This window comes from Roseibium sp. MMSF_3247 (genome assembly GCF_030733765.1).
GTDB lineage: Bacteria > Pseudomonadota > Alphaproteobacteria > Rhizobiales > Stappiaceae > Roseibium.
On sequence record NZ_JASHII010000001.1, the window covers coordinates 400,183 to 424,531 of the forward strand.

Genomic DNA, 24,349 nt, shown 5'->3' on the forward strand with positions numbered 1-24,349 from the left:
GCGCTATCTTATGCGCCGGATTTCCGTGTCAGGGTTTTTATCTCAGGCCGGTTCCAGACAATGAGCATGACAATCAGTGCGATAATGGACGCGGCCATCACAGTGAAGAATGGCAGGTCCAGATCAATCGCAATTAGCCGGCCGCCCAAGAGCGAGATAACGCCAGCGACCAATGTGAAGACGGCGATTGTGACACCCATGATCCAGCCCTGTTCCTCGTCAGTCACCGCCGCCGAATACAGGCCGAGGAACGTCGGATAGGCGATGCCGAAGACGAAATAGAAACAGAAAACCGGTACGAACGTCAAAATTGGGTGAGGCGCTGCCACAAACGCAGCTGCCGATAGCGCCCAGACGATAAACGTCAAACTCAAAATTGCCTCTTTGCTCAACCTTTTCTGGACTGGAACAACAAGGAACGTGCTGGAGAAAGCAAGCGCCACTCCAATCGTCAGCATGATCATGCTGCCGCCGAGCGTCCCATACCCAAACCGGCTTGTCAGATAGTTGTCAACGAAGATGTAGAAGGACAGGTTTGCTATGTGGAAGAACAGGAACACCACGGAAAGCCGGACGACAACGGGATAGTTTTTGATCCTCCATAGCAGTTCAAAGATCTCTGACGGCTTGAAAACAAACGGCGCAAGATCCTGCTTTTCATCCTTAAAAAAGACGAGAACCAGGACTATAGCAATCGCGACCAGGACAAAGCAGGCATAAAACGGCATCTGCAAGCTGGCATAGCTGCCCAGGATAACCGGATCTGAGAGAAATCCGCCGATCAAGGGGCCGCCGACCAATCCGAAACTGACGCCGGTAATTATGTAGCCCATGTTCCGGTTGCGATCCTCTTCATCAACGCTGCCATCAATCATGGCCGCTTGCGCAATCGGTTGGTTGCCGGCGGTCAGTCCCGTGATCGCTCTGCCGACGATCAGAAGAGTGAAGCTCTTCATGTAAAGTGCAGCAATGGTCAACGCGTAGCCCGCAAGGGCTCCGACGAGACAGATGAGGATTGCGTTTTTGCGGCCGATGCTGTCGGAAAGCTTCGAGATATAGGGAGCCCCGAAAAACCAGCACAAGAAAAAGACGCCTATGATCAGGCCATAGTCAAAATGCCGTGTGGCCTCAGAGGTTGCGGCCGGGAGCAGTGCCGTATCCGGGGTCATGATTAAGCTATTGATGATTGGAAACACCAAGCCTTGTCCGAGCAAGTCGACAAACACGACAAACAACAAGGTGATCTTGGCAACAACCGGCATGTATCCGTCTCCACTTGGTCAGCCTATGTGCAGCACAGGATGACCGCAATGCGGTGAAAACAAAAAAGGCGGGCCAAGCCCGCCTGATCTTCCGCTTTTGAAGCCCAACCGGGCTTAGGTGCGATTGGCCTTGTGGGCGTCATACTGGCCATGTTCCCGGAACCGATCGAGATAAGACGGCAGAATAGCAGCCAGGGTCGTTGGTTCGATGCCAATGCCTGAGAGGGTTCGGCCTTCGGAGATCGCAGCTTCAGACACCACATTGTCTTTCTTGAGCAACTCCACCTGATCCGCCGTTAGCGGGGACCCGGGCAGATACTGCATGACCTTGCCCATAACTTCGGAAACAGGGAAGGGGATCGGCAGCAGAACGCGAGAGCGCTGTGTGACCTCCAGCATGTCTTCCAGGCAGTCCCGGAAACTCTTGATCTCTGGTCCGCCGAGTTCATAAACCGAGCCGGGCTGAAGAGTACCGTCAACAGCACGTGCAACAGCTTCGGCGATATCACAAACATAGACCGGCTGGAATTTGGTTTCGCCGCCGCCAACCAGCGGTAGGACCGGAGAAATTCGAGCCATCCCGGCAAACTGGTTGAAGAAATTGTCTTCCGGCCCAAAGACGATCGAGGGCCGCAGGATAATGCTGTCGGGCAGGGTTTCCAGAACACCGGTTTCGCCGATGGCTTTGGACCGGGCATAGGCAGAGGCGCTGTCAGGATCGGCGCCAATTGCTGAAATGTGGGTAATGCCGTTCAGTCCGGCAGCGCGGGCGGCCTCGGCAATGGCGCGGGGGCCGAAGGCCTGAACAGCATCGAAACTTTGTTTCCCGGTTGGCGCAAGGATGCCGACCGCATTGACAACAGCGTCGGCCCCTTGAACGGCGCGATCGACGGACCAGCGGTGGCGTAAGTTGGCTTGCACAGCCATGATTTGACCGGGTGCGCCGAGTGGTTGCAAATGGCTGGCGAGATCGGGCCGCCGCACGGCCGCCCGTACACGGTAGCCGCGCTTAGACAATGCCTGAACGATATGCCGGCCGAGGAAGCCGGATCCACCGAAGACTGTGACGAGTTTTCCGTTAAGGGGTGTGGACATCGTGAGAAGGCCCTTTGTCGCGTCCAAAAGCTTTACCCGGCAAAAAGGCCGGGACTTTCCAACAGTCTCTTAGACCGTTGCGTCCGGTGTGTGAAGGGCTGGAGGAAAAGGATCGAAAAAAGTATAAGACGGCGATTGACAAGCTGCGGGCTGCCCCTTACAAGCCCCCCTCACGGCCCAGGTGGCGGAACTGGTAGACGCGCTAGCTTCAGGTGCTAGTGCCCTTACGGGCGTGGAGGTTCGAGTCCTCTCCTGGGCACCAATCATACGTTTCAGATCATCCAGTTCGATCCGAAACTTCTCGAAAAAGCTCCGGTTTCCGGAGCTTTTTTCGTATCTAGTGTCCGGTTACTTCCTGTCATGTTCAGACACTAAGGACAGTGGTCGCCGGGGGTCCTACGCCATCATGCCCGTTGGATTGCTCTGGCGACACTTTCAGTAGCATTTTACGCACGTTTTGTGTCTTGCTGGGGATGCAAAGTGTACCCCGCATGCGCGTTTGTTTTAGGTATCGAATGTTTAATCATATCTTGTTTTTGACGGGTTTCGGATGCGCGGCTCGATGTTCCGTAAGGGGAGAAAACGTCGATCTACTCAACCTTTGCATGGCTATGTGATGTGGCAGTACGGTGACGCGGTCTACCGCTCCAAAGCAATCATGAGTTGATGAGAAAAGTACATTTGAGGTTCACCTTGACGAACTGGGTAGACCGTTCATTTGCGAAATACAGCGAAGTATAAAATAAAAAATAGAAGAAAATTCTAAAAAAATACAAAACTGCAATGAAATTGAAAAATAAAGGAAAGTCGACAAGCCGCAGGAACGTTGATTAAATAAAATAGGCGGCAAAATGAATGTAATATATTTGAAACAGTAATGATAAGACTGTAATAATAAATGAAATTATTCATCAAAAATTCAAAAAATACTACGTTGAAACTCCCCAGGCAGAATTTAATAAACCGTTAATGAAACGGTCCGGCGGCTCGCATTCTTATCAAGGCTGCCGGTCTCTTTTTGTCTTGCGTAGGGGATCGCACGATGTTGCAGTTTAATGAATCATTTTATCTAGCCCAAAATCCGGACGTGGCCGCGGCCATTGAAGCTGGCGTGATCGGCAGCGCCGAGGAGCATTTCAACCTCTTTGGTTTTCAGGAAGGTCGTGATCCGAATGCTCACTTCGACACATCATTCTATCTTGAGCAGAACCCGGATGTTGCGGCTGCAGGTGTGAATCCGTTCGATCACTATAATCTGTTAGGTGAAAGCGAAGGCCGGAGCCCAAACTCCCTATTCGACCCTGTATTTTATGCAGAGCAATATCCGGATATCGTTGCGGCCGGTGTCAGCCTGTTTGAACATTTTATCAATTTTGGCGCGTCCGAGGGGCGTTCGCCGAATGCAAGCATCGCGTCCCAACTCGAGAGCGGTTTTGATACCGAAGCCTATCTGGCTGCGAACCCTGATGTCGCCGCAGCGATTGAAAACGGCCTGTTCGCATCCGCCTACGAACACTGGGGCCTGTTTGGTTTCAAAGAAGACCGGTCTGGCGCTCAAAACACAAATGGTGATGTGATTTCAATTGGTGATGGCGCCCCGGGAGATAATCCTGATGCCGCACCTGGCGACGGCGACGGTGGAACCGGCGGTGGCGGCGGTGGCGGCACGCCAACCCCGGAACCATTTACGCTTGAGCTTTTGCATTTCACAGATCAGGAAGCGAACGCTGCAACCATCGACAACATCGATAATCTTTCTGGGGTTCTGAATGCCTTGCGTGAAGAAGACCTCGGGAACGACGGCGAGGTTGACAACACCCTGACACTATCCTCCGGCGATGCCATCATCCCGGGCCTGTTTTTTGATGCATCGGAAGCGGTTTTCGGATCTGCGGGTATTGCGGATATCCAGATCCAGAACGAACTTGGTGTTCAGGCGATCGCGCTTGGCAACCACGAGTTCGATCTCGGGACTGGCTTGCTGGCGGGCCTGATTGACGGTTCGGCAACCGGCGGCTTCACCGACCCTCTGTTCAACGGAACGGATCTGGAAGGTGCTGATTTCGGTGGCGCGATGTTCCCGTACCTTTCCGCGAACCTCGACTTCTCTACCGATTCCAACCTTGCTCCGCTTGCCGTTGAAGGTGGCCAGGACACGGCAACTCTTGAAAACGTCGTGACGTCGTCCAGCGTCTCCGATGTCAACGGCGAGCTCGTCGGTATCGTTGGTGCGACCGTTCCGACTATCCGCGCAATTTCCAGCCCGGGCGCGGATTTGGGTATCTTGCCAGAAGACTTCGACAGCAACCCGACACCAGAGCAATTGGATGCGCTGGCCGCAGTTCTACAGAGCGAAGTGGATGCGCTGCTGGCTGCAAACCCGAGCCTCAACAAGGTTGTCCTGCTGAGCCACATGCAGCAGATCTCTATCGAGCAGGAGTTGGCTGCACGTCTGACCGACGTTGATATCATCGTTGCTGGTGGCTCGAACACCCGCCTTTTCGATGACAATGACCGTGCGCGTGACGGTGACAGTGATCAGGGCCAATACCCGATCATGGTGGAAAATGCTGGCGGAACCACGACGGCGGTCGTCAACACAGACGGTAATTACAAATATGTTGGACGACTTGTCGTCGACTTTGACGAAGACGGTCACATCATTGCAGACAGCTATGATGAAACTGTTTCAGGTGCTTATGCCACCGATGATGCTGGCGTTGCAGCTCTCGGCGCGGAGAACCTGATCGATGCTGAAGTGGATGCGATCACGGACGCCATCCAGGCGGAGATCGTGGCGACAGAATCGAATGTGTTCGGTGTTTCCGATGTGTTCCTGAACGGGAACCGCTCCGGCACCTTCACCGAAGAGGATCCAGACGGTGTCCGCACGCAGGAAACCAACCTTGGCAACCTGACTGCGGATGCAAACCTCGCCTATGCCAACCAGATGATTGCAGACAATAATCTGGGTGACGCGGTTGTGGTATCGATCAAGAACGGTGGCGGCATTCGCGCCAACATCGGTGAAATTGTTGTTCCTGCTGGCGGTACGGAAGCCATCCGTTTGCCGAACTCGCAGGTTCTTGATGAGAACAATCAGGTCGTCAAGCCGACCGGCGGCATCAGTCAAAACGACATTGCCACAACATTGGCCTTTAACAACGGTTTGACGCTTCTGGATATCACCAAAACGGAACTGGTCGACTTCCTGGAAGGCGCCGTCAGCGCACTGCCGGGCAACGCATCTGGCGGCTTCCCGCAGATCTCCGGCCTGAAGTTCTCCTTTGACGAAACACAGCCGGCAGGCAGCCGCGTGGTCTCTGCCGGGATCTTCGACGGCGACAAACTGGTTGCTGAGCTGGTCCGCGACGGGGATATCGTTGGCGATGGTTCAGAGAGCTTCCGTATTGTGACGCTCAACTTCCTGGTAAACAGCGGCGATCCTGTCCTTTCGAACTTGTCCAACCCGAACCGGGTGGACCTGATCGACCTGGACGGCAACAACGAGAACGATGGCCTGTTCTCTGGCGATGCAGTCTTTGCGGCCAACGGCACTGAGCAAGATGCACTGGCCGAATATCTGGACGACAATCACAATCCGGAAAAAGGCGGACCAGCCTTCAATGAAGCCGATAGCGGCCCGTCTTCTGATGACCGCATCCAGAACCTCACATTCCGTGAAGACGATGTCTTCGACGGTACGCCGGTCAAATTGTTTGAAGAAAGCTTTGAAACCGACGGAAACGGGGATCGTTACAATACATCTGTCGATGAGTTCTCAGATGGTGCCGGTGATTTCTTCACGCGCACTGACGGCGACAACATCGGCAGCTTCTACCAAGTCGAAGGCCAGGACGGAGATTACTTCTTCGCGGGCATGGATCTTGATGGGGAAGGTGACGCTGGTACGCAAACCCTCTCGTTCCAAAACATTGATATATCCGGTTACTCAAACCTGAATTTGTCTTTCCTTCTTGCTGAAGATGATGACGGATCAAACCAAGACTGGGATGCGGACAGCGCGCTCTATATTGAAGCATCGATCGATGGTGGCGACTATGCTGAGATATTCAGGGTCGAAGCGTCTGGCGGAACAAATACAGAGCCAGCTGTAGACACGAATGGAGACGGCGTCGGTGACGGCACGGTGCTCTCCGACACGTTTGCGCAATTCGTCGCAGGAATTGACGCTTTAGGAGATTCCCTCGATCTCCGTGTGACGTTCGACAATCTCGACGCTGGCGACGAAGATATTGCAATCGACAACATTCAGCTGATCAGTGGCGATGTTACGCCGCCAGACAACGGTGGCGGTGAAGAGCCGACATTTGAGCTGATTTCGTCCATCCAGGGCACAGCCACAGGATCTTTGCTCGAAGGTCAGCGCGTAACGGTCGAGGCGATTGTCGTTGGTGACTTCCAAGACGGTGGCAATGGCATCAATGGTGACCTTAACGGGTTCTTCCTTCAGGAAGAGGATAAGGATGCGGATGACAATGCTGCGACATCTGAGGGTATCTTTGTATTTGACGGCTTCGAACCAGATCTTGATGTCAAAGTCGGTGATCTTGTTAGGGTGACCGGAACCGTTGCAGAGTTCTTTGGAGAAACGCAGATCAGCGATGTCACAAACATCGAGATCGTCAGCGCTGAAAACACTCTACCGACTGCATCTGAGATCAAGTTCCCAGTCGCAGATGTTATCCAGAACAGCGACGGCGAATTCATTCCGGACCTCGAGGCCTACGAAGGCATGCTGGTCACGATCCCGGAGACAATGACCGTCTCGGATCTGTTCACACTTGGCCGGTTTGGAGATGTAGGTCTTCAGGCGGGCGGTCTGCTTGAAACCTACACGCAAGGGAATGCGCCCAGTGTTGAAGGCTTCAACGCATTCATCCAAGAGGCTGTTAGCAACTCCATCCTTCTGGATGATGGCTTCACCACACAGAACCCGGACACGATCTCGTTCGAGATCTTCGGTGAAGAAGGCAACATTGCCGGACAGTTTGATGCAGGCGATGCATTAAGTGCTGGCGACACCGTTTCTGGCCTGACGGGCGTGCTCCGCTTCGGTACTGGATCCGGTGAGTTCGGGGATGCTGCCTTCCGTATCAATCCAACGGAAACACCAGAATTTGCGGACACTGCGCCACGTGACTCTGAGGTGCCGGATGTTGGTGGCTCATTGAAAGTTGGGTCGTTTAACCTGCTCAATTTCTTCACCACGCTTGATCAGACCGGTAACACATCAGGGCCGAGTGGTCTGGATCCGCGTGGTGCGGAAAGTGCTGCCGAATTCGAGCGCCAAGTTGACAAGATGATTGCAGCCCTCGCCGAAATGGATGCCGACATCATTGGGCTTCAGGAACTGGAGAACGAGTATGGTGACCAAAACGGTGATGGTCAGTTCGCACTTCAGTATCTGGTGAATGCCTTGAACGAGGCAACTGGTCGAAACTACACCTTCGTTGATCCGGGTGTCGATTATGGCGACACCAGCGATGCGATCATGGTTGGCATGATCTACGATGCTGACGCTGTCAAAATCGCCGACGGCACTACAGTGGCCATGTTGACAGACAACGATCTGTCAGACCTTGGCCTGAGCTTTGACACGGTATTTGATGGTGCTGGCACCAGCCGTGCACCACTCGCTGCAACCTTCACCGAACTGGCAACAGGCGAAAACGTCACCATTTCGGTCAATCACTTCAAGTCCAAGGGTTCAGTTAGCCCGTTTGGCACCAACGAAGGTATTGGCGATGGCACCGGCAACAACAACGAAGCCCGTCTTCAGGCCGCGACAGCTCTGGATACATGGCTTGCCACGAACCCGACCGGATCTGATGACACGGATATCCTGATCCTAGGAGATCTGAACTCCTATCTCATGGAAGATCCGATCCAGTACTTCCTGAGCCAGGATCAAGGTCTGATTGACTTTAGCCTGCTGGGCGGTCTCAATCAGACATCATTCGGTTTCCCGATCGATCTGGATACGGCTCCGTCCGTTCAGTCCTTCGGCGCACTCGATTACGCCCTGGCGAGCAACACGTTGTTCGCCCAGGTCACCGGGGCTGAGGAATGGAACATCAACGCGTTCGAAGCATCGGCGCTCGACTACAACACGAACTTCAAGCCGGACAGTCAGATCTCCGATCTTTACGCGGCAGATCAGTACCGGGCATCTGACCATGACCCGATGCTCATCGGCTTGGATCTGACATCCGACACGATCCAGTTCGTCGGCTGATTGTAGAGGGCTCTAGAACGTTGAAACGGCCGGGCACTGCCCGGCCGTTTTTGTTTACATTGACCCAGGTTATCGATGTTCTGAAAGCACCCTCGATCAGCCGAGCGGAGCGCTTGACCTTCCTGTGACTGGAGGGTTTAAGAATAAAAAGTGAAGTTGCGTTTAAGGGCCAACATGGCAGGTTAATGATGCCGGTCCCACCGCAGCCGTTGGCGTTTCAAGAACCGGCCAGAAACACCATGAGGCTCTCGCCAAGACTCGTGGTCGCCAGAGGTTTGCGTCATAAAACCTATAAGCTTGTGAGGGTGCATTCATGAACATTGGCGATGCTGCAAAACAGTCCGGGCTGCCGACGAAAACGATCCGATACTACGAAGACATCAAGTTAGTCGCACCAATGCGCTCTGAAAATGGCTACCGGGATTATTCGGAGACAGATGTCCAGCGTTTGGCGTTCATACAACGATCGCGAGGTCTCGGCTTCACCATTGATCAATGTCGTGAGCTCTTGTCACTTTATGATGATCGCAATCGGGCAAGCGCAGATGTCAAAGCAATCGCGCGCCTGAAGATCGACGAGATTGATGCCAAGATCAACGAACTCAAATCCTTGAAGAAAACCCTGAAGTCCTTGGTGGCGAGTTGCCAGGGTGATGATCGTCCGGACTGTCCGATCATTGATGATCTGGCGGGAGCGATTTCGAGCGGTTAAACGGTATCGGATGGCAATCGCTGCTAGGCGGTAGCAGTCTTTGGTGAGTATCTTGTCAATTCCACCGGCGATACACCGCCCTTTAGCGCGCGGGCAAAGTTTGGAAGTGGAAGGCGCATCAATGAATATCAGAAAGACTGCAAGCATTTCCGCTGCAATGCTGGCCTTAAGTGTTGCACTGGCATTTGCGCATGGGGGTGCGACTGGAATTGTCAAAGAGCGGATGGATGCTATGGAGGAAATTAGCGCCAGCATGAAACAAGTTGGGCAGATGCTCCGAGGCCAGAAGCCCTTCGATGCATCTGCTATCGCGAAAGCCGCAGTGATCATCGCGGGGCACAGCGGTGACAATCTGACACGGCAATTCCCGCCGGATAGCCTGATGCCGCCAACTGAAGCGAGCCCGGTCATTTGGGAAAAATGGGAACAGTTCTCAGGCACCGCAAATGACATGGAAACTGCGGCTATGAGCGTCACGGATGCAGTTCAAAGTGATGCCGACCGTGACCAGATAGCGACCGCGTTTGGTCGTCTCGCCCAAACCTGCAAGGCTTGCCACGAGACGTTTCGGGTCAAGAAGTAACGCAACAGTTTTCGGTCGACGCATCATCCAGCCACTTGCGCCCATTCGTGGCATGTTTTACGTGACGAGAAGTGGCGGCCTCTGCGTATGTGTCGTGCACTTATTCGGCCCGAGAAAAATCCAGAAGGAAATGGCGATATGACAATCCGCTACCACAAAGGTGACTTGCCGGACTTGAGTGCCTATGAGACGGCATCCGCCGTGGCTGTAGATTCAGAAACGCTCGGATTGAACCCCCATCGTGACCGTTTGTGTGTTGTGCAGCTCTCACCTGGCGACGGGTCTGCCGACGTGGTGCAGATCGCTCGCGGGCAAACGGAAGCGCCCAATTTAGCCACGCTGTTCACCGATCCATCCAAACCGAAGATTTTCCACTTCGCGCGGTTTGACGTGGCTGTTCTTCGTCACTATCTGGGGATTCATGTAACCCCGGTCTGGTGCACCAAAATCGCTTCGAAATTGGTGCGCACTTACACTGACCGCCATGGATTGAAAGATATTACTCGCGAGCTTTTAGGGGTTGAGTTGTCGAAGCAGCAGCAGAGCTCAGACTGGGCGGCTGAAGCATTATCGGATGCGCAGTTGGCCTATGCAGCATCAGACGTATTGCATCTGCATGATCTGAAGGCAAAACTTGAGATAATGCTTGAGCGCGAGGAGCGTACGAATATTGCAGATGCCTGCTTTAACTTCTTGCCGGTTCGTGCGGAACTCGATCTAAAGGGCTGGGAAGAAAACGACATTTTTGCTCATTCCTGAGAAGCTTTCGCCGCCGGAAAGCTGCGTTACTGAGTTCGGGAGTGCTGGAGTTGCCTTTGAGCGCAGTGAACCAACAGTTCGGCGGGCTAAGACCACGCGACATGGAGAGCCGGGTCCAGAGATCCGCACGACGGCACAGTACACTGGTGCGCCTTCTGCGCTTTCTGTTTCCCGCAATAGGGATTCTCATCTTGGCCGGCATGATCGGCGCTGTGGTGTTGTTCAATGTTCTCGGGTCTTTCGGCGCAGCCAATCTCGTTTTGACCAGCGACGGCATCGTGATGGATCACCCAAAACTGTCCGGCAATGATGGCGAGCGCTCTTATCAGGTGACAGCGCGCAAGGCGATCCAGCGGCTTACCGATCCTAGGATCATTGATTTGGAGGAAATTCGCGCCGATATCGTGCTTGCACCGGACGAGGGCGCGCGGATAATTTCCCTTAAAGGCATTTATAATAACGCTGCGGAAACCCTGCGCCTTTATGAGGGGGTGCAGCTGAACTGGAGTGAAGGGTATACAGTGGATGTTGAGACGGTCGACGTTGACCTGAAAACAGGTGCGATATCGTCCGACGATCCTATTACCATTGGGTCCGGTGAGGCTCAGTTGACCGCCGGAAAAATCGATTACGACAAAGACAAGCAAATCGTTTGGTTTAAAGAGGGCGTCAAGCTGATCCTTTACCCGGCGACCGAGGACGAAAACCAATGATGAAACCGGTCTTTAAATGCGGCTTGGTTGCTTATTCAGTGTTGATGCTGGCTATTGCGCCTCTATCCGCGCAGACTTTTTCGGATTCTTTCGCCGGATTTGGGTCAAGCGACGGTCAACCGATCGAGATCGAGTCAAATGAACTCAAGGTCGAAGACCAGACCAAAGTCGCGACGTTCATCGGCGATGTCGTGGTGATCCAGGGAGACACACGTCTTGAAACATCGCAGCTGAAGGTTTTCTACGACGGCGATGGTCAGAGTTCTGAGGGCGCGGACACAAGCAATGGCGCTGTTCCAGCTCAACAGGAGATTTCGCGACTCGAGGCAAGTGGCGGTGTTCATATCTCCTCCAAGGACCAGACCGCGAGCGGCGATGCTGCAAACTTCGATATGAAAACCGAAGTTATGGTCATGACGGGGAAAGAAGTTATCCTCAAGCAAGGCGGTAATGTCGTTGTTGGCAATCGTCTGACGGTAAACCTGAAGACCGGTCAGGCCAATTTGAACGCTCCCGCTGACGACGGGCGTGTAAGGGTGCGCATCCTTCCCAATTCAGCGCCCAGCACACAGCAGTAGTGCCGGACAGTCATCGGTAGTGTTTTTCGTATCTAATGACTTCAACAGCGCCCAAATGCGGTGCGAATGGATAGAACATCAGTGAACCGGCCTCCTATGGACAACTACGATTTCGAACATGGCCTTACCGGTGCCGCAGCACCAGCTGAAGATCTGTCCAACGCACTCGTGGTTGACGGGATTGGTAAAACCTATGGCCGCCGTCAGGTGGTGAAGCATGTTGGCTTGATGGTTCGGCCGGGGGAAGCCGTGGGTCTGCTCGGCCCGAATGGTGCCGGCAAGACAACGACCTTTTATATGATCACCGGCTTGATCCGGCCGGACCAGGGCAAGATTTACCTCGAAGGATTCGACATCACCCGCATGCCGATGTACCGCCGGGCTCGGCTGGGGATTGGTTATCTGCCTCAGGAAGCATCCATCTTTCGCGGATTGACCGTGGAAGAAAACATACGTGCGGTCCTTGAGGTGATCGAGCCGAACCGGAAACAGCGCAAGGAAGACCTGGATTCCCTTCTGGCGGAATTCGGTCTGACTCACCTACGCAAATCTCCAAGTATCGCGCTGTCTGGCGGTGAGCGCCGCCGTGTGGAAATTGCCCGCGCTCTGGCAAGCCGTCCATCATTTATGCTGCTCGATGAACCGTTTGCGGGGATCGATCCAATTGCTGTCGGTGACATTCAGCAGCTGGTCCGCCATCTCACAAAGCGCGGTATTGGCGTGTTGATTACGGATCACAATGTCCGGGAGACGCTCGGGCTGATCGACCGGGCCTATATTATTGCTGCCGGAGAGGTTCTGACCGAAGGGCTTCCGCGGGACATTGTATCAAATCCAGATGTCCGCCGACTTTATCTTGGCGAGCAGTTTACCCTTTGATGACAAGGCGCGTGCAAGTTTGTATCTTGTGATCATAAGCAAGAAGCAGACCAACCGAACCTGACGAGCGCCCGGGACATCAATGGCAATATCAACCAAATTGGAGATGCGACAGAGCCAGTCGCTTGTCATGACGCCGCAATTGATGCAGGCGATCAAGCTGCTGCAGATGTCCAATCTCGATCTGGTTGCCTATGTCGAGGCTGAGCTGGAACGCAATCCGCTTCTGGAAAAAGGCGAGACCGATACAGGTGACAGCGCTCCCAGCGACGCCAATACCCAGTCTGAAGCACCCGGTGATGCCCGCTCGGAACGGTCAGAGACGCCTGCGGGCGGCGATAGCGAGCCTGGCAGCGGCGACTGGATGCAGAGCGATTTGGAAACCGGTGCAGAGGCAATTGCCTCGCGGATGGATACAGATCTGAGCAACGTGTTTCCGGATGAGCCTGGAGTGCCGGCCTCTCCGGACCCGGCTCAGCTGAAGGGTGGCGACAGCTACAAGAATGCGGGGTCGAGCGCGGCCTCCGAAGACTACAATCTTGAAGCTTTTGTCGCCGAAGAGGGGTCTCTAACCACTTCTTTAGAGGAGCAGATGAACCTCTCGATATCCGATGAGGTGGACAAGTTGATTGCCGGTCACCTGATCAATTCATTGGATGAAAACGGATACCTCTATCTCGATTTGGTTGAAGCCGCTGAGCAACTTGGTGTTGAGCCGGAACGGGTTGAGAGTGTTCTGAGTATCCTGCAAACGTTCGAGCCCGCCGGCGTCTTTGCCCGAAACTTGGCCGAGTGTCTCAAGCTCCAGTTGATTGAGAAGAACCGGTATGACCCGGCGATGGAAGCGTTGATCGCCAATATCGAGTTGCTTGCCAAGCGGGAACTTGCGGCGCTTAAAAAAATCTGTGGTGTCGACGAAGAAGACCTCAAGGATATGATCCACGAGATCAGAGCCCTGGATCCAAAACCCGGCTCTGTATTTGGCGGGGCTTTGGTTCAGCCAATGGTCCCGGACGTTTTCGTGCGCCCGGCCAACGACGGCACTTGGGCGGTCGAACTGAACTCCGATACGCTTCCGAAGGTTCTTGTCAATCAGACATATTTTGCGCGTGTCGTGAAAACAGCCCGCAATGAGACCGAGAAAGAATACCTGACGGAGTCATTGCAAACCGCAAACTGGCTCGCGAAAAGCCTGGACCAGCGTGCCAAGACAATTCTAAAGGTTGCCACCGAGATCGTGCGTCAACAGGATGGTTTCCTGACGTATGGAATTGCGCACCTCCGCCCGCTTAATTTGAAAACGATTGCTGAAGCGATCGAAATGCACGAGTCGACGGTCAGCCGGGTGACGTCCAACAAATACATGGCGACACCGCGTGGCATTTTTGAACTTAAGTACTTTTTCTCCTCGGCAATCTCCGCGACCGTCGGTGGCGATGCGCATTCCGCCGAATCTGTGCGCCACAAGATTAAACAGATGATCGACGCGGAAGATCCAAAGGCGATTCTTTCCGATGACACGATCGTGAAGGTCCTCAAAGATGAGGGCGTTGATATTGCGCGCCGCACAGTCGCAAAATATCGCGAGGCCATGAAAATCGGCTCTTCCGTCCAACGGCGGCGGGAAAAAAACGCAAAGATGTAAACGCCATGGATTTCAGCCGAACTCTTTCTAGTTTTGTTGGCGTGTACTGTAAGAAACGGCGGTTTCTTTAGCGTTTTTCGCAATATTACCCCGTTTTCTTTGTTGGTTTTATCGGATTCTTTCTCATTTCATTAGACGATTGACTCTCATGCAGGTGCCGATTATAGGACCGCCCTTGTGACCATGAGGGGGATGGCACTTTAGAGCTGACTGGTCCATTGTATAGGTGTGAAACGTTTCTCGTTTCCGCACCGGCGGTTCCGCCGGTGACCTGTCGGTCAATAGAAAAAGAAGAGGTCCCCATGGCTTTGCGGATTTCGGGTAAAAATGTTGATGTTGGTGACGCAATGCGTGTCCATATCACAGACCGAATCGAAGACGCCCTTTCGAAATACTTCACGGGCGGTTTCACTGGCCACGTCACGCTGAGCAGGGAGGGCACGGGTTTTAAATCCGAGTGCACCGTGCATCTGGACACTGGAATTGTGCTGCAAGTTTCAGCTCAGGATCAGGATCCTAGAAACAGCTTTGATCAAGCTGCTGACAAGATCGAAAAACGATTACGCCGTTACAAGCGTAAACTGAAGGATCATCACAGTCATAACGGCAATGGCCGCGAGGCGTTCGAAGCAGCGTCCTACGTGTTGGCCTCGCCGGAGGAAGACGAGGAAGTCCCGGCAGATTTCAATCCGCTGGTCATTGCAGAGACATCTGCAAAAGTGAAAACGATGACCGTAGGCATGGCCGTTATGGAACTTGATCTGACGGAAGCGCCGGTTGTCATGTTCAAAAATGCGGCAAATGGTGGTGTCAACGTTGTCTACCGCAGGGCGGATGGCAATATAGGGTGGATAGACCCTGCACTAGTGGCAAGCGCCGCCGCAGAATAACACTGATGCGCTAGGGTCCGGCTTCCTTGTAAGCGGGAAGCCGGCGCCCGAAACGGATAGGCGAAGGAATGGATCTTAGTGATCTTCTGAGCAAAGACGCGGTTATCTCCAGGCTCAAAGCCAAGAGCAAAAAGCAGGCGATCCAGGAGTTGGCAGCCAAGGCGGCTGAACTGACCGGTCTTTCTGAGCGGGAAGTCTTTGATACGTTGCTGCAGCGTGAGCGGCTTGGTTCCACCGGCGTCGGGCAAGGTATCGCAATCCCGCACGGCAAGCTTATCCGTCTCGACCGCCTTGTCGGGGTATTCGCGCGTCTGGACAAACCGGTCGATTTTGATTCACTCGACGAAGAGCCGGTGGATCTTGTGTTCCTACTTCTGGCGCCTGAAGGGGCCGGAGCTGACCACTTAAAGGCCCTTGCCCGCATTGCGCGGCAATTGCGCGATGCGACGGTCACTGAGGGGATCCGGTCTGCCGCTGAAGCTGAAGACATTTACGAACTTCTCACCCAGCCAATAGCATCGTCCAACGCTGCCTGATCCGCCAGGGGCGTTGCCACACTGAGATCAATGAAACCTCAGAGTGGCCCGTTTTGTCTGATCAGCGCGCTTCGACGGGTTCAGGTTCGGCGGCAGCTGTCGGCAAGTCCTGCGGCTGAAACTCGGCCCCTCTGCCTTTTTGCAAAGCCGGAAGTTGAAGCTGCAGCAACTCGGCAGGAGGCGCGGTCTCCTCGGGGATTTGCCAGAGTGTGGACCGGATTGCCAAGGTACCTAGCGTTTTCGTCGAGGTCATAACGGCCAGTATCGTGGCAAGCAGTGGCCCCACCGCGACAGGGATGACCGGCCAAACCAGATCAATGGGTTGCTGAACGATCCAGGCAAGACCCGCTGCACCGAAAAGGGTCTGCGGCCAGAGTTTGGAAGCGACAAGCAAAACCGGCAAGCGCGCAACACCACGTGCTTGCGCACCCCAACCAATAGATTTTCCGAAAGCAAGACCAGCCATGAAGACGGTGTGAGCAACCGCCATGATTGGCGCAAGCATGGCCGCATAGACGATCTCAGCCATCACGCTGAGCAGTATTCGGATGGGGCCGCCAAACGCCTTTCGAAGATCCGTGCGTGCAATGATATCCGCGACAGTTGCCAGCTTCGGTGCAAAAACCATTGTCAGCACGGAGAAAAACAAAACAGCGCCGGTATCCGCCCGATAAGGAGCGTAATCCGTGGTCATTCCAAGGGTTGCTGCCCCTACCATAAATCCGATCCAGGCGGGTGACCCGAGAAACATCAGGATGGCGAGCACCAACTGGGCCCGGCTGACGGGCTTAAGGCCCTTGAGACCGAGCAGTTTACGGTACTGCAAATTGCCCTGGCACCAGCGAAGATCGCGGCGGATGAACTCTAAGAGATGTGGCGGATTGGCCTCATAACTCCCGCTTTCTTGGGGCAGGACACGAACTTCATATCCGGCGCGGCGCATTAGAACAGCTTCGACTTGGTCATGCGACAAAACCGGACCGCTCAACGGGCCTGTTCCAGGCAGAACTGGCAGCTTGCAATGCTCTTTGAACGGCTTTAGCCGCAAGATGGCATTGTGCCCCCAGTAGGGCCCACAATCCCCCTGCCACCATGCACTTCCGATCGTGTAGGAGCGCATTCCAAGACGCATCCCAAACTGAAAAATACGTGCAAAGGCGCTGTCTGTCGGCAGCCCAACCACGAGGCTTTGAAGGATACCGATCTGCGGATTGACTTCCATGCGCCGTACCAGATCGATGATCGCTGAGGCGGACATGTAACTGTCCGCATCCAGGACGATCGCAAACTCATGACGACCTCCCCAACGTTCGCAAAAATCTTCGATATTGCCAGCTTTGAACGCGGTGTTTTCGGCCCGGCGCCGATAAACGACATCCATTTGCCCAGAAAACCGAGCGGACAGCCGTGCCGACATTTGTTGTTCTTGCTGCGCTGTGTCGTCCCGGGACGTATCGCTCAAAACATAGAGCGTAAAGTTATGGCCGGAGCCTGCGCGGATCAGATTGCTGGCCATCGCGGTGAGATTGGTCTCCAGCGCGTCGACGTCCTCATCCTTGATACAGGAGAGGAGCGCTGTTGAGCTGGAGATCGATTGAGACGCATCTCCTGGGGCAATCGGGCACACGGCTGCGACAGGATCCTTGGAAAGCCGCATGACCAAAAGACCGATCACTGCGTTCCAAAAACCGATAATGGTCCACGGAAGTGTGACCATGAAACAGCCAAGGATAAAGAAGTCCAAAGGCGTGTGACCGCCGGGTGATAATGTCACGAACATTAACGCCGACAAGGCAACGAAACTTGCCGCCAACAGGAAGGCGAACAGAACCCGGCGACCGGTCATGGACGTTTTGGACAAGGCCGGGTTAGGTTTATCAATGACTTGCAACATTTTTCGGACTTCCAATCCTTGCAAACATGGCATGAATGGGCGTAGCGATAAGTGGATGTGGTGGCAAAAGCGTGTCACGGTTCGGAGAAATTGCAGAATGCCAACTCCCGCTAAAGAAGCTGATCTCCACGAAGCTCATGCCGTTTGGTATGTCGGCGACGGTGGGTGTGCGGTTAGGTCGGCTATGCTCTCGAAGCCGCAGCCGGGAGAGGTACTGATCAAAGCCTCGAACAGTGCAATCAGCCGTGGAACCGAAGGGCTTGTGCTCCGCGGTGCGGTTCCGGAAACAGAATGGCATCGCATGCGGGCGCCTTTTCAGGAGGGACAGTTTCCCTTCCCGGTGAAATACGGCTACGCCAGCGTGGGAACCGTTGTTGACGGAGACGCTGAACTTGCAGGTAAGCTCGTCTTTTCGCTCTTTCCGCATCAAGATCTCTACACTCTCCCGTCGGATGCCTGTGTCCCTGTGCCTGCTTCCATTCCGGCCGAGCGGGCGACGCTTGCGGCCAATTTAGAAACCGCTCTCAATGCTTTATGGGATGGAAAACCATCACCTGGGGATCACATCTGCGTGGTCGGCGGCGGCGTTGTCGGGCTCTTGACTGCTTACGTGTGTGCACGGCTTCCCGGATCAAATGTCACTTTGGTGGATATAAATCCGACCCGCGCTGAGATCGCATCCGGCCTTGGTTTTCGTTTCAGCCTTCCAGGGGATGCGCCGCGAGACCAGGACCTCGTGTTCCACACAAGTGCGAGCGCAGCCGGGCTGAAAACGGCGCTTTCCAGCGCCGGTGACGGAGCCTCGGTTATTGAAATGAGCTGGTACGGCGATCAGACCGTCAGGGTGCCGCTCGGAGCTGATTTTCATAGCCGCCGGATCAAATTGATCTCAAGCCAAGTGGGCACTATTCCGGCCGAACGGCAGGCGCGCTGGACTTACCGGCGGCGAATGGAATTGGCGCTTTCCCTACTGGATGATCCACGTCTGGATCTTCTGATCAGCCACAAAATCCCATTTGAAGACGCGGCAGTGCGCGTTCCCGAAATATTGAACAAGGCATCAGATGTCTTGGCTGCGGTCATCGTTTATGACCAAGCCGGCGAGGCATGATGCCAGCTTGGCAGAAAACTCAGGAACTTAGGAATATAATATGTTTGCTGTAGAAGTTCGCGATCACGTGATGATTGCCCACTCCTTCAAAGGGGAACTATTTGGTCCGGCACAGGCGCTGCACGGAGCGACATTTGTCGTAGACGCGGCCTTTTTGTCAGAAGAACTCGATGAAAACGGTGTTGTGATCGATATCGGCCGGGCGCATGAAGCGCTCAAGGAAGTGCTGGCGCCGCTCAACTACAAGAACCTTGATGAGGTGCCCGAGTTTGCCGGGATCAATACGACCACGGAATTCCTGACCAAACACATCCATGATCACCTGGCCGAGGCAGCGCGGCAGGACCGGCTCGGCCGCAAGTGCGGCGAGCTTGCGTCGATCCGGGTGACGATCTCCGAATCCCATGTTGCCCGTGCGTGGTACGAGGCAAAGATCTGACATGCCGGACAAACGGCTCGTGTTTGCCTATCCGGGTGACTTGGAAACGCTCACGGGCGGATACGGGTATGACCGGCGCGTGATTACCGGTCTTGCTGCCAATGGCTGGAATGTAAGGCCGCAGTCGCTTGGACCGGGGTTTCCTTTCCCATCAGGAGAGACTTTACAGTCCGTTGACGCATCTTTTTCTGCTCTCCTGGACGATACCGTGGTCATTGTCGATGGCTTGGCCTACGGCGTTATGGATCAGACCGCCGAAAAGCACGGCAAGAGACTGAGGCTAATCGCCCTGGTTCACCACCCGCTCTGCCGGGAAAACGGCTTGCCCAGCGACGTCGCCGCGCGGCTGCAAGCCAGGGAAAGCGCAGCTCTCAGTCATGCCCGTCATGTGATCGTGACAAGTCCGGCGACGGCCGTTCAAATCGAGGACCTGTTCGGGATCTCAATGGATGCGATCAGTACTGCTCTTCCGGGCACGGAGCTTCCCGCACAGGGGCGTAAAGCGTCAGAAGGCCCGTTGCGGCTCCTTTCCATAGGTACCGTCACACAGAGAAAGGGCTACGATCTGCTCTTTGGGGCGCTCAGCCAATTGAAAGAGATGGATTGGCATCTCGATGTCGTTGGCGGACTGGAGGCGGATCCGGGCTGTGTCATGGCTCTGAAGCACCAGATCAAAAGTCTGGCGCTTACCGGCCGAGTCACGTTCCGTGGGGCGGTGCCGCAGGAACAGCTGAGCGATTATTATTGCTCGGCGGACGTTTTCGTTCTGGCGAGCCGCTATGAGGGGTACGGCATGGCCTATGCGGAAGCGCTGGCGCATGGTTTGCCGGTGATCGGCAGCGGTGCTGGAGCGGTTAAGGACACCCTCTCGGTCGGGGGGGCGATCTATTCCGGCGTGGAAGATGTGCAGGCTTTAACCGCTGCCCTTACCACTATTATGTCTAATGCCGAGGCCCGGGAACGCCTTGCCACAGAGGCCCGGCAGGCCGCTCATTCCTTGCCAAGCTGGGAGGACGCGGTGAGGGTTTTCGAGACAGTGATTGAGAAGGTGGCGCAGTGAGCGGATTTTCAGCAAATTGGTTGGCCTTGCGCGAGCCTCTGGACCTTGCGGCCCGCAACAATGATGTCGAAGCTGCGTTTTTCGGAGCCTTGTCGGCTGCCCCCCCAAAAATCCTGGACCTTGCAAGCGGTGCAGGTTCGACCGTTGCTGCTTTGGCAGGTGCAAAACCGGACATTCATTGGATTTTGTCCGACTACGATGCCGATCTTCTGTCGGTGGCGGCTAGCCGTGACTACGCGACAAAACCTGGGTCGCTTCAAACTCGGGAAATCGATCTAGCGGCCAACCTTAAGGAACTCCCGTTTGACGCGGTCGATGCGATCACGACATCCGCATTCCTTGACTTGGTCTCGGAAAAATTTCTGACGCAACTTGTTGAAGCGATCGTCGCATCCGGAAAACCGTTTTTGGCCAGCCTGACTTATGATGGTCGGACGGGATTTGAACCTGCCGAACCGCTCGATCAGGATCTCTGTGATGCGATGAACCGCGACCAGAAGACTGACAAGGGATTTGGTCCGGCGCTTGGCCCCAAGGCTGCCGAACAGGCAATTGCGCTCTTCGAGGCCAGGGGATACAGGGTGGTCAGCGATACATCCGATTGGATGATTGGCCCACAGCATGCGGACTTTCTGGGTGAATTCCTGCCCGGCTGGGTCGGGATTGGCGTGAAACAGGGCGTTGCGAAAACCGCAGCAGATCATTGGCTTCAGAACCGCCGCTCGCAGATCGCGGACAGCGCGTTGAACATGACAGTCGGCCATCTCGATTTTGCTGCGCTGCCCACTTGAGGCAATCTCTCAAACCTAGTTTGAAGTTGCGCCGCAGACTGTGGGGGACCCATCTGACGCTGTCATAAACCGCTCTAGGACCATCATCTGAGGAGTGTTGACCCCATTTTGAGGCTGGAGTGACAAGGCGTAGTCTCCCCACCAGTCACCGGCAGCCCAGGCTGTCCAGCCGATCCAGACATCACTTTCGCCATTGATGTAAGCCGCCACTTTTGCAAGACCGTCCAGGCAATCGGGCGACGCGGTCCCGCCGAACTCGCCAAGATGCGCCTGAAATCCGAACTGCCGCATCCATATCGTGACCTCTTCAAGGGCCTTCAGGGCATCTTTGGTTCGCGGACAGGTGGCGTTCCTGCCGGAAAAATCCGTGTCCAGATACTGATGAATGTCGAAGGCGAAGTTGTTGTCCGGGTCTGCGATGCCCTTGAAGACGTCAGCATTGGATCCTCCGGGCATATCATCGAACCAATGAGAGGCCCCGGTCCAAATGGTGCCGGGAACAAGGACGAGGTTGTCTGCACCAACGCCCCGGATCGCAAGGATTGCGGCCTGGGCGGCCTTGAACCACGTGGCGGCCGTGACACCTTCCGGCTCATTCATCAAAAGATAGAGGGCACGCGGGTCACCGGAAAATTCCGAGCCAAGTTTGCGCCAAAAGTCTGCGAAGGCCTCCACCGTCACTGGTTCCTGACCGATTTTCACATCGCGGTATTCAGCAAAATTGTGCGGATCCAAAATGATAGTTAGGTCGTGTTGTTTGGCGTTGGCCACCGTCTTCTTGAGGCGGGCGAGCTCGGCGTGATCCAGTGCCGCATGCAGCTCAGGCTGGAGACGTTCCCAGCGGAACGGAAGACGAATTACGGTCATTTGCCCGGAGGCGGCCCACGCCAGCGTTGCATCTGAAGGATAGATGTAGCTTTCACCGTAGGGCCCTTCATAGCCGCCGAACTCGGCACCGGCGATATTGACACCGCGCAGGCAGGTCCGTTCTTGAGCGCTTGCAGCCGTAAAGGCGCCGGTCAATATCAAGAATGACATTACGCCATTCGCTGCGACGGCACTCAGCGCTTTCATCAAACATCTGTTGATCATGCTGCGGATCGTTGTGATCTTGCATAAGGGTATCGAAATACAACAAAAGCGCGATAATCGGCGAAACTGCAAGAAAAACCCGTCATTCCAAGTTCTCTGGTTCACTCGGGAACCTCGGCAGTGGAATCACGTGTTCAGAAACCTGTCGGTCCAGTCGAGCACGTCATTGACCGTAGCTGCAGTATCCGTTGATGGCAATTCAGGCCGGTCTACAACGATAACTGGAAGCTGCATCTGCCGCGCGGCCTCGATTTTTGCATAGGCTCGCGTTCCGCCGCTGTTCTTGGTCACCACGTGGGTAATGCCTTTTTCTTGGAACAGCTCGACTTCTTCTTCAGCCGATTGGGTCGGACGCGAGAGCACGAGCGACCAGTGGTCCGGCAAGGGAGCGGGAGGTGGTTCGATCATCCGGGCGGTGCCGACGATGTCGCTGCGCCGGTAAAACGTTGCGATCTCCTTGCGCCCGGCGGCCAGAAAAGCGTGGGCCCCATCGGGTATCGCATCGGCGGCGTCATCCATGGAGGCAACCGGATGCCAAAGATCATTCGGCGCCTGCTTCCAGGCAGGTCGCTCGAGCCGGAGGATCGCAACGTCCTCACGCTCCGCCGCATGGAAGGCGTTCCAGCTCATGCGGGCCGCGAACGGATGTGTTGCATCGATGATGAGCGAAACCTTCTCGGTCTGAAGGTATTGGCAAAGCCCCTCAATGCCGCCAAACCCGCCAATGCGCGTCGGAACACCAAGGTCTGGCAGATCTTTCACGGCGCCCGCGAAGGACGCTGTTAGGCGAACAGTTGGAAACCTCTCCAAGAGTTTTTTTGCAAGTTCGCGGGCCTCAAAGGTCCCGGCCAGCAGCAGAATATGCGGTTGATCAGCCGTCAAATCCGCACTCCCCAATGATGTTGCCCTGGCGGTCCACGATTATGACTTCCACGTCGATAGGCGCATCGCGCAGAACTGTTCGAACCGCTGTTTTTGCGCGCCTTGCAAGGGGGGCGCTCAGACTGATCCCCTCTGCAGCCGCCATATCGAGTACTTCCTTCGCCGTATTCGATGTTCCAGCATGGGCGATGAGGCTGGTTGGGGCGTCGGCCTCACGAAGCAAGTCCTGAAGGAACTCAAAACTGACCGAGCTCCGGGCCGAGTGCAGGTCGAGCGCACCTTGGGCAAGCTTGGTGAACTTGGCAAAGCCCCCGGCCATGGTGATTTTCGGGACCGGGTGACTGCGCAGGTATTTCAGGAGTCCGCCGGCAAAATCGCCCATGTCGAGATAGGCGCTGTCGTCGAGGTCATGACGGGATTGCACGGCCTTTTCCGACATAGAGCCTGTTGCGCCCACGACATGCTCAAGCCCGGTTGCACGCGCGACATCGATCCCGCGATGGATGGATGCGATCCACGCTGCGCAGGAGAACGGGCGCACGATCCCGGTTGTTCCGAGGACCGACAATCCGCCAACGATGCCAAGGCGCGGGTTCATGGTTTTCAAAGCCAATTCCTCGCCGCCGGCAATCGAGATTTCGATCTCGACATCGCCTGTGCCGCCGTAAAGGCGGGTCACTTCCTCAATGGCAGTTTGCAACATCTGGCGGGGCACCGGATTGATTGCAGGTTCACCCGGCGGGATCGGTAAGCCGGGCCGGGTAACGGTGCCAACCCCGACCCCGGCCTTGAACTGGACACCGCTTCCCTCTGGCAGAAGCCTGACAGTTGACGTGATTTCGGCGCCGTGGGTCACATCCGGATCATCGCCCGCATCTTTCGTAATCGTGGCTAAGCTGCATCCGTCAGCCAATGCGTGGCGGGTCAGAACGAAGTCCGTGGTTCTGCCTTGTGGTAAGGTTATCTCGACCGGATCCGGAAACGTACCCGTGAGCAAAGCCTGGTAGGCAGCCTTCGCCGCCGCCGTGGCACATGCCCCCGTCGTCCAGCCGCGCCGCAATTCTTTGCCGTCAGGTCTGACCATGAAATGTCTATAACCGAGTTTTTCAAAAATGCGCAGATCGAGAGATGAAATGTCGCATTCGGAGAGCTTTATACCGGCGAAGGAC

The 24,349-nt window shown here is 55.1% G+C and carries 20 protein-coding genes and 1 tRNA gene; 15 read left to right on the top strand and 6 right to left on the bottom strand.

The window, feature by feature from the left end; all coding sequences use genetic code 11:
• Positions 1-8 precede the first annotated feature (8 nt).
• Together RBB44_RS01735 and RBB44_RS01740 are read right to left on the bottom strand one after the other, a co-directional pair.
• Entirely contained in the window at positions 9-1,262 is a 1,254-nt protein-coding gene (locus RBB44_RS01735; RefSeq protein ID WP_306148156.1) for an MFS transporter, read from the bottom strand.
• 114 nt (positions 1,263-1,376) lie between these two features.
• Positions 1,377-2,357 carry a complex I NDUFA9 subunit family protein gene (locus RBB44_RS01740; protein ID WP_306148157.1) on the bottom strand — a complete coding sequence of 327 codons (981 nt, stop codon included), beginning with the start codon at positions 2,355-2,357 and terminating at the stop codon, positions 1,377-1,379.
• 175 nt (positions 2,358-2,532) lie between these two features.
• On the opposite strand from RBB44_RS01740, the gene RBB44_RS01745 reads away from it, so the two are divergent.
• The 11 genes from RBB44_RS01745 to ptsN all read left to right on the top strand — a co-directional run bounded on the left by RBB44_RS01745 (position 2,533) and on the right by ptsN (position 15,911).
• Positions 2,533-2,619: transfer RNA gene (locus tag RBB44_RS01745), tRNA-Leu, on the top strand.
• A 780-nt stretch (positions 2,620-3,399) separates the two neighbouring features.
• Complete coding sequence (locus tag RBB44_RS01750) at positions 3,400-8,616, top strand: ExeM/NucH family extracellular endonuclease (protein WP_306148158.1); 5,217 nt, start codon at positions 3,400-3,402, stop codon at positions 8,614-8,616.
• Between the two features lie 313 nt (positions 8,617-8,929).
• Positions 8,930-9,328, top strand: coding sequence for a Cu(I)-responsive transcriptional regulator (gene cueR / locus RBB44_RS01755; RefSeq protein WP_306148159.1), 399 nt, complete (start codon positions 8,930-8,932; stop codon positions 9,326-9,328).
• Positions 9,329-9,449: 121 nt separating this feature from the next.
• Positions 9,450-9,911 carry a cytochrome c gene (locus tag RBB44_RS01760; RefSeq protein WP_306148160.1) on the top strand — a complete coding sequence of 154 codons (462 nt, stop codon included), beginning with the start codon at positions 9,450-9,452 and terminating at the stop codon, positions 9,909-9,911.
• A gap of 138 nt (positions 9,912-10,049) precedes the next feature.
• Positions 10,050-10,670, top strand: a complete 621-nt coding sequence (locus RBB44_RS01765; protein ID WP_306148161.1) for a ribonuclease D — start codon at positions 10,050-10,052, stop codon at positions 10,668-10,670.
• A 65-nt stretch (positions 10,671-10,735) separates the two neighbouring features.
• A complete protein-coding gene (gene lptC / locus RBB44_RS01770; RefSeq protein WP_306148342.1) occupies positions 10,736-11,383 on the top strand; it encodes an LPS export ABC transporter periplasmic protein LptC in 648 nt (215 codons plus the stop codon).
• Positions 11,380-11,961 (top strand): LptA/OstA family protein, encoded by a 582-nt coding sequence (locus tag RBB44_RS01775; RefSeq protein ID WP_306148162.1) that lies wholly within the window; start codon positions 11,380-11,382, stop codon positions 11,959-11,961. The genes lptC and RBB44_RS01775 overlap by 4 nt, the downstream gene beginning before the upstream one ends.
• Positions 11,962-12,057: 96 nt before the next feature.
• Entirely contained in the window at positions 12,058-12,840 is a 783-nt protein-coding gene (gene lptB / locus RBB44_RS01780) for an LPS export ABC transporter ATP-binding protein (RefSeq protein ID WP_209179432.1), read from the top strand.
• Between the two features lie 82 nt (positions 12,841-12,922).
• Positions 12,923-14,485, top strand: a complete 1,563-nt coding sequence (gene rpoN / locus RBB44_RS01785) for an RNA polymerase factor sigma-54 (protein WP_306148163.1) — start codon at positions 12,923-12,925, stop codon at positions 14,483-14,485.
• Positions 14,486-14,787: 302 nt separating this feature from the next.
• The gene (gene hpf / locus RBB44_RS01790; protein WP_306148164.1) at positions 14,788-15,375 is read left to right on the top strand and encodes a ribosome hibernation-promoting factor, HPF/YfiA family; all 588 of its coding nucleotides are present in this window, start codon (positions 14,788-14,790) and stop codon (positions 15,373-15,375) included.
• Positions 15,376-15,443: 68 nt separating this feature from the next.
• Positions 15,444-15,911 carry a PTS IIA-like nitrogen regulatory protein PtsN gene (gene ptsN / locus RBB44_RS01795; RefSeq protein ID WP_133948951.1) on the top strand — a complete coding sequence of 156 codons (468 nt, stop codon included), beginning with the start codon at positions 15,444-15,446 and terminating at the stop codon, positions 15,909-15,911.
• Between the two features lie 61 nt (positions 15,912-15,972).
• Here ptsN and mdoH read toward each other — a convergent pair whose 3' ends face one another.
• Positions 15,973-17,805, bottom strand: coding sequence for a glucans biosynthesis glucosyltransferase MdoH (gene mdoH / locus RBB44_RS01800; protein WP_306148165.1), 1,833 nt, complete (start codon positions 17,803-17,805; stop codon positions 15,973-15,975).
• 97 nt (positions 17,806-17,902) lie between these two features.
• On the opposite strand from mdoH, the gene RBB44_RS01805 reads away from it, so the two are divergent.
• The 4 genes from RBB44_RS01805 to RBB44_RS01820 are packed head-to-tail and all read left to right on the top strand — an operon-like array spanning position 17,903 to position 21,206.
• Complete coding sequence (locus RBB44_RS01805) at positions 17,903-18,916, top strand: zinc-binding alcohol dehydrogenase (protein ID WP_306148166.1); 1,014 nt, start codon at positions 17,903-17,905, stop codon at positions 18,914-18,916.
• Positions 18,917-18,956: 40 nt separating this feature from the next.
• Positions 18,957-19,355, top strand: a complete 399-nt coding sequence (locus RBB44_RS01810; RefSeq protein WP_306148167.1) for a 6-carboxytetrahydropterin synthase — start codon at positions 18,957-18,959, stop codon at positions 19,353-19,355.
• Between the two features lies 1 nt (position 19,356).
• Positions 19,357-20,415 (top strand): glycosyltransferase family 4 protein, encoded by a 1,059-nt coding sequence (locus tag RBB44_RS01815; protein ID WP_306148168.1) that lies wholly within the window; start codon positions 19,357-19,359, stop codon positions 20,413-20,415.
• Entirely contained in the window at positions 20,412-21,206 is a 795-nt protein-coding gene (locus RBB44_RS01820) for a class I SAM-dependent methyltransferase (RefSeq protein WP_306148169.1), read from the top strand. The genes RBB44_RS01815 and RBB44_RS01820 overlap by 4 nt, the downstream gene beginning before the upstream one ends.
• Positions 21,207-21,221: 15 nt before the next feature.
• On the opposite strand, the gene RBB44_RS01825 is transcribed toward RBB44_RS01820, so the two are convergent.
• The 3 genes from RBB44_RS01825 to RBB44_RS01835 all read right to left on the bottom strand — a co-directional run bounded on the left by RBB44_RS01825 (position 21,222) and on the right by RBB44_RS01835 (position 24,264).
• Positions 21,222-22,244, bottom strand: a complete 1,023-nt coding sequence (locus RBB44_RS01825; RefSeq protein ID WP_306148170.1) for a glycoside hydrolase family 5 protein — start codon at positions 22,242-22,244, stop codon at positions 21,222-21,224.
• Positions 22,245-22,424: 180 nt separating this feature from the next.
• Positions 22,425-23,180, bottom strand: a complete 756-nt coding sequence (locus RBB44_RS01830) for a cobalt-precorrin-6A reductase (protein WP_306148171.1) — start codon at positions 23,178-23,180, stop codon at positions 22,425-22,427.
• Entirely contained in the window at positions 23,170-24,264 is a 1,095-nt protein-coding gene (locus tag RBB44_RS01835) for a cobalt-precorrin-5B (C(1))-methyltransferase (RefSeq protein ID WP_306148172.1), read from the bottom strand. Before RBB44_RS01835 ends, RBB44_RS01830 begins: the two co-directional genes overlap by 11 nt.
• Positions 24,265-24,349: the final 85 nt, after the last annotated feature.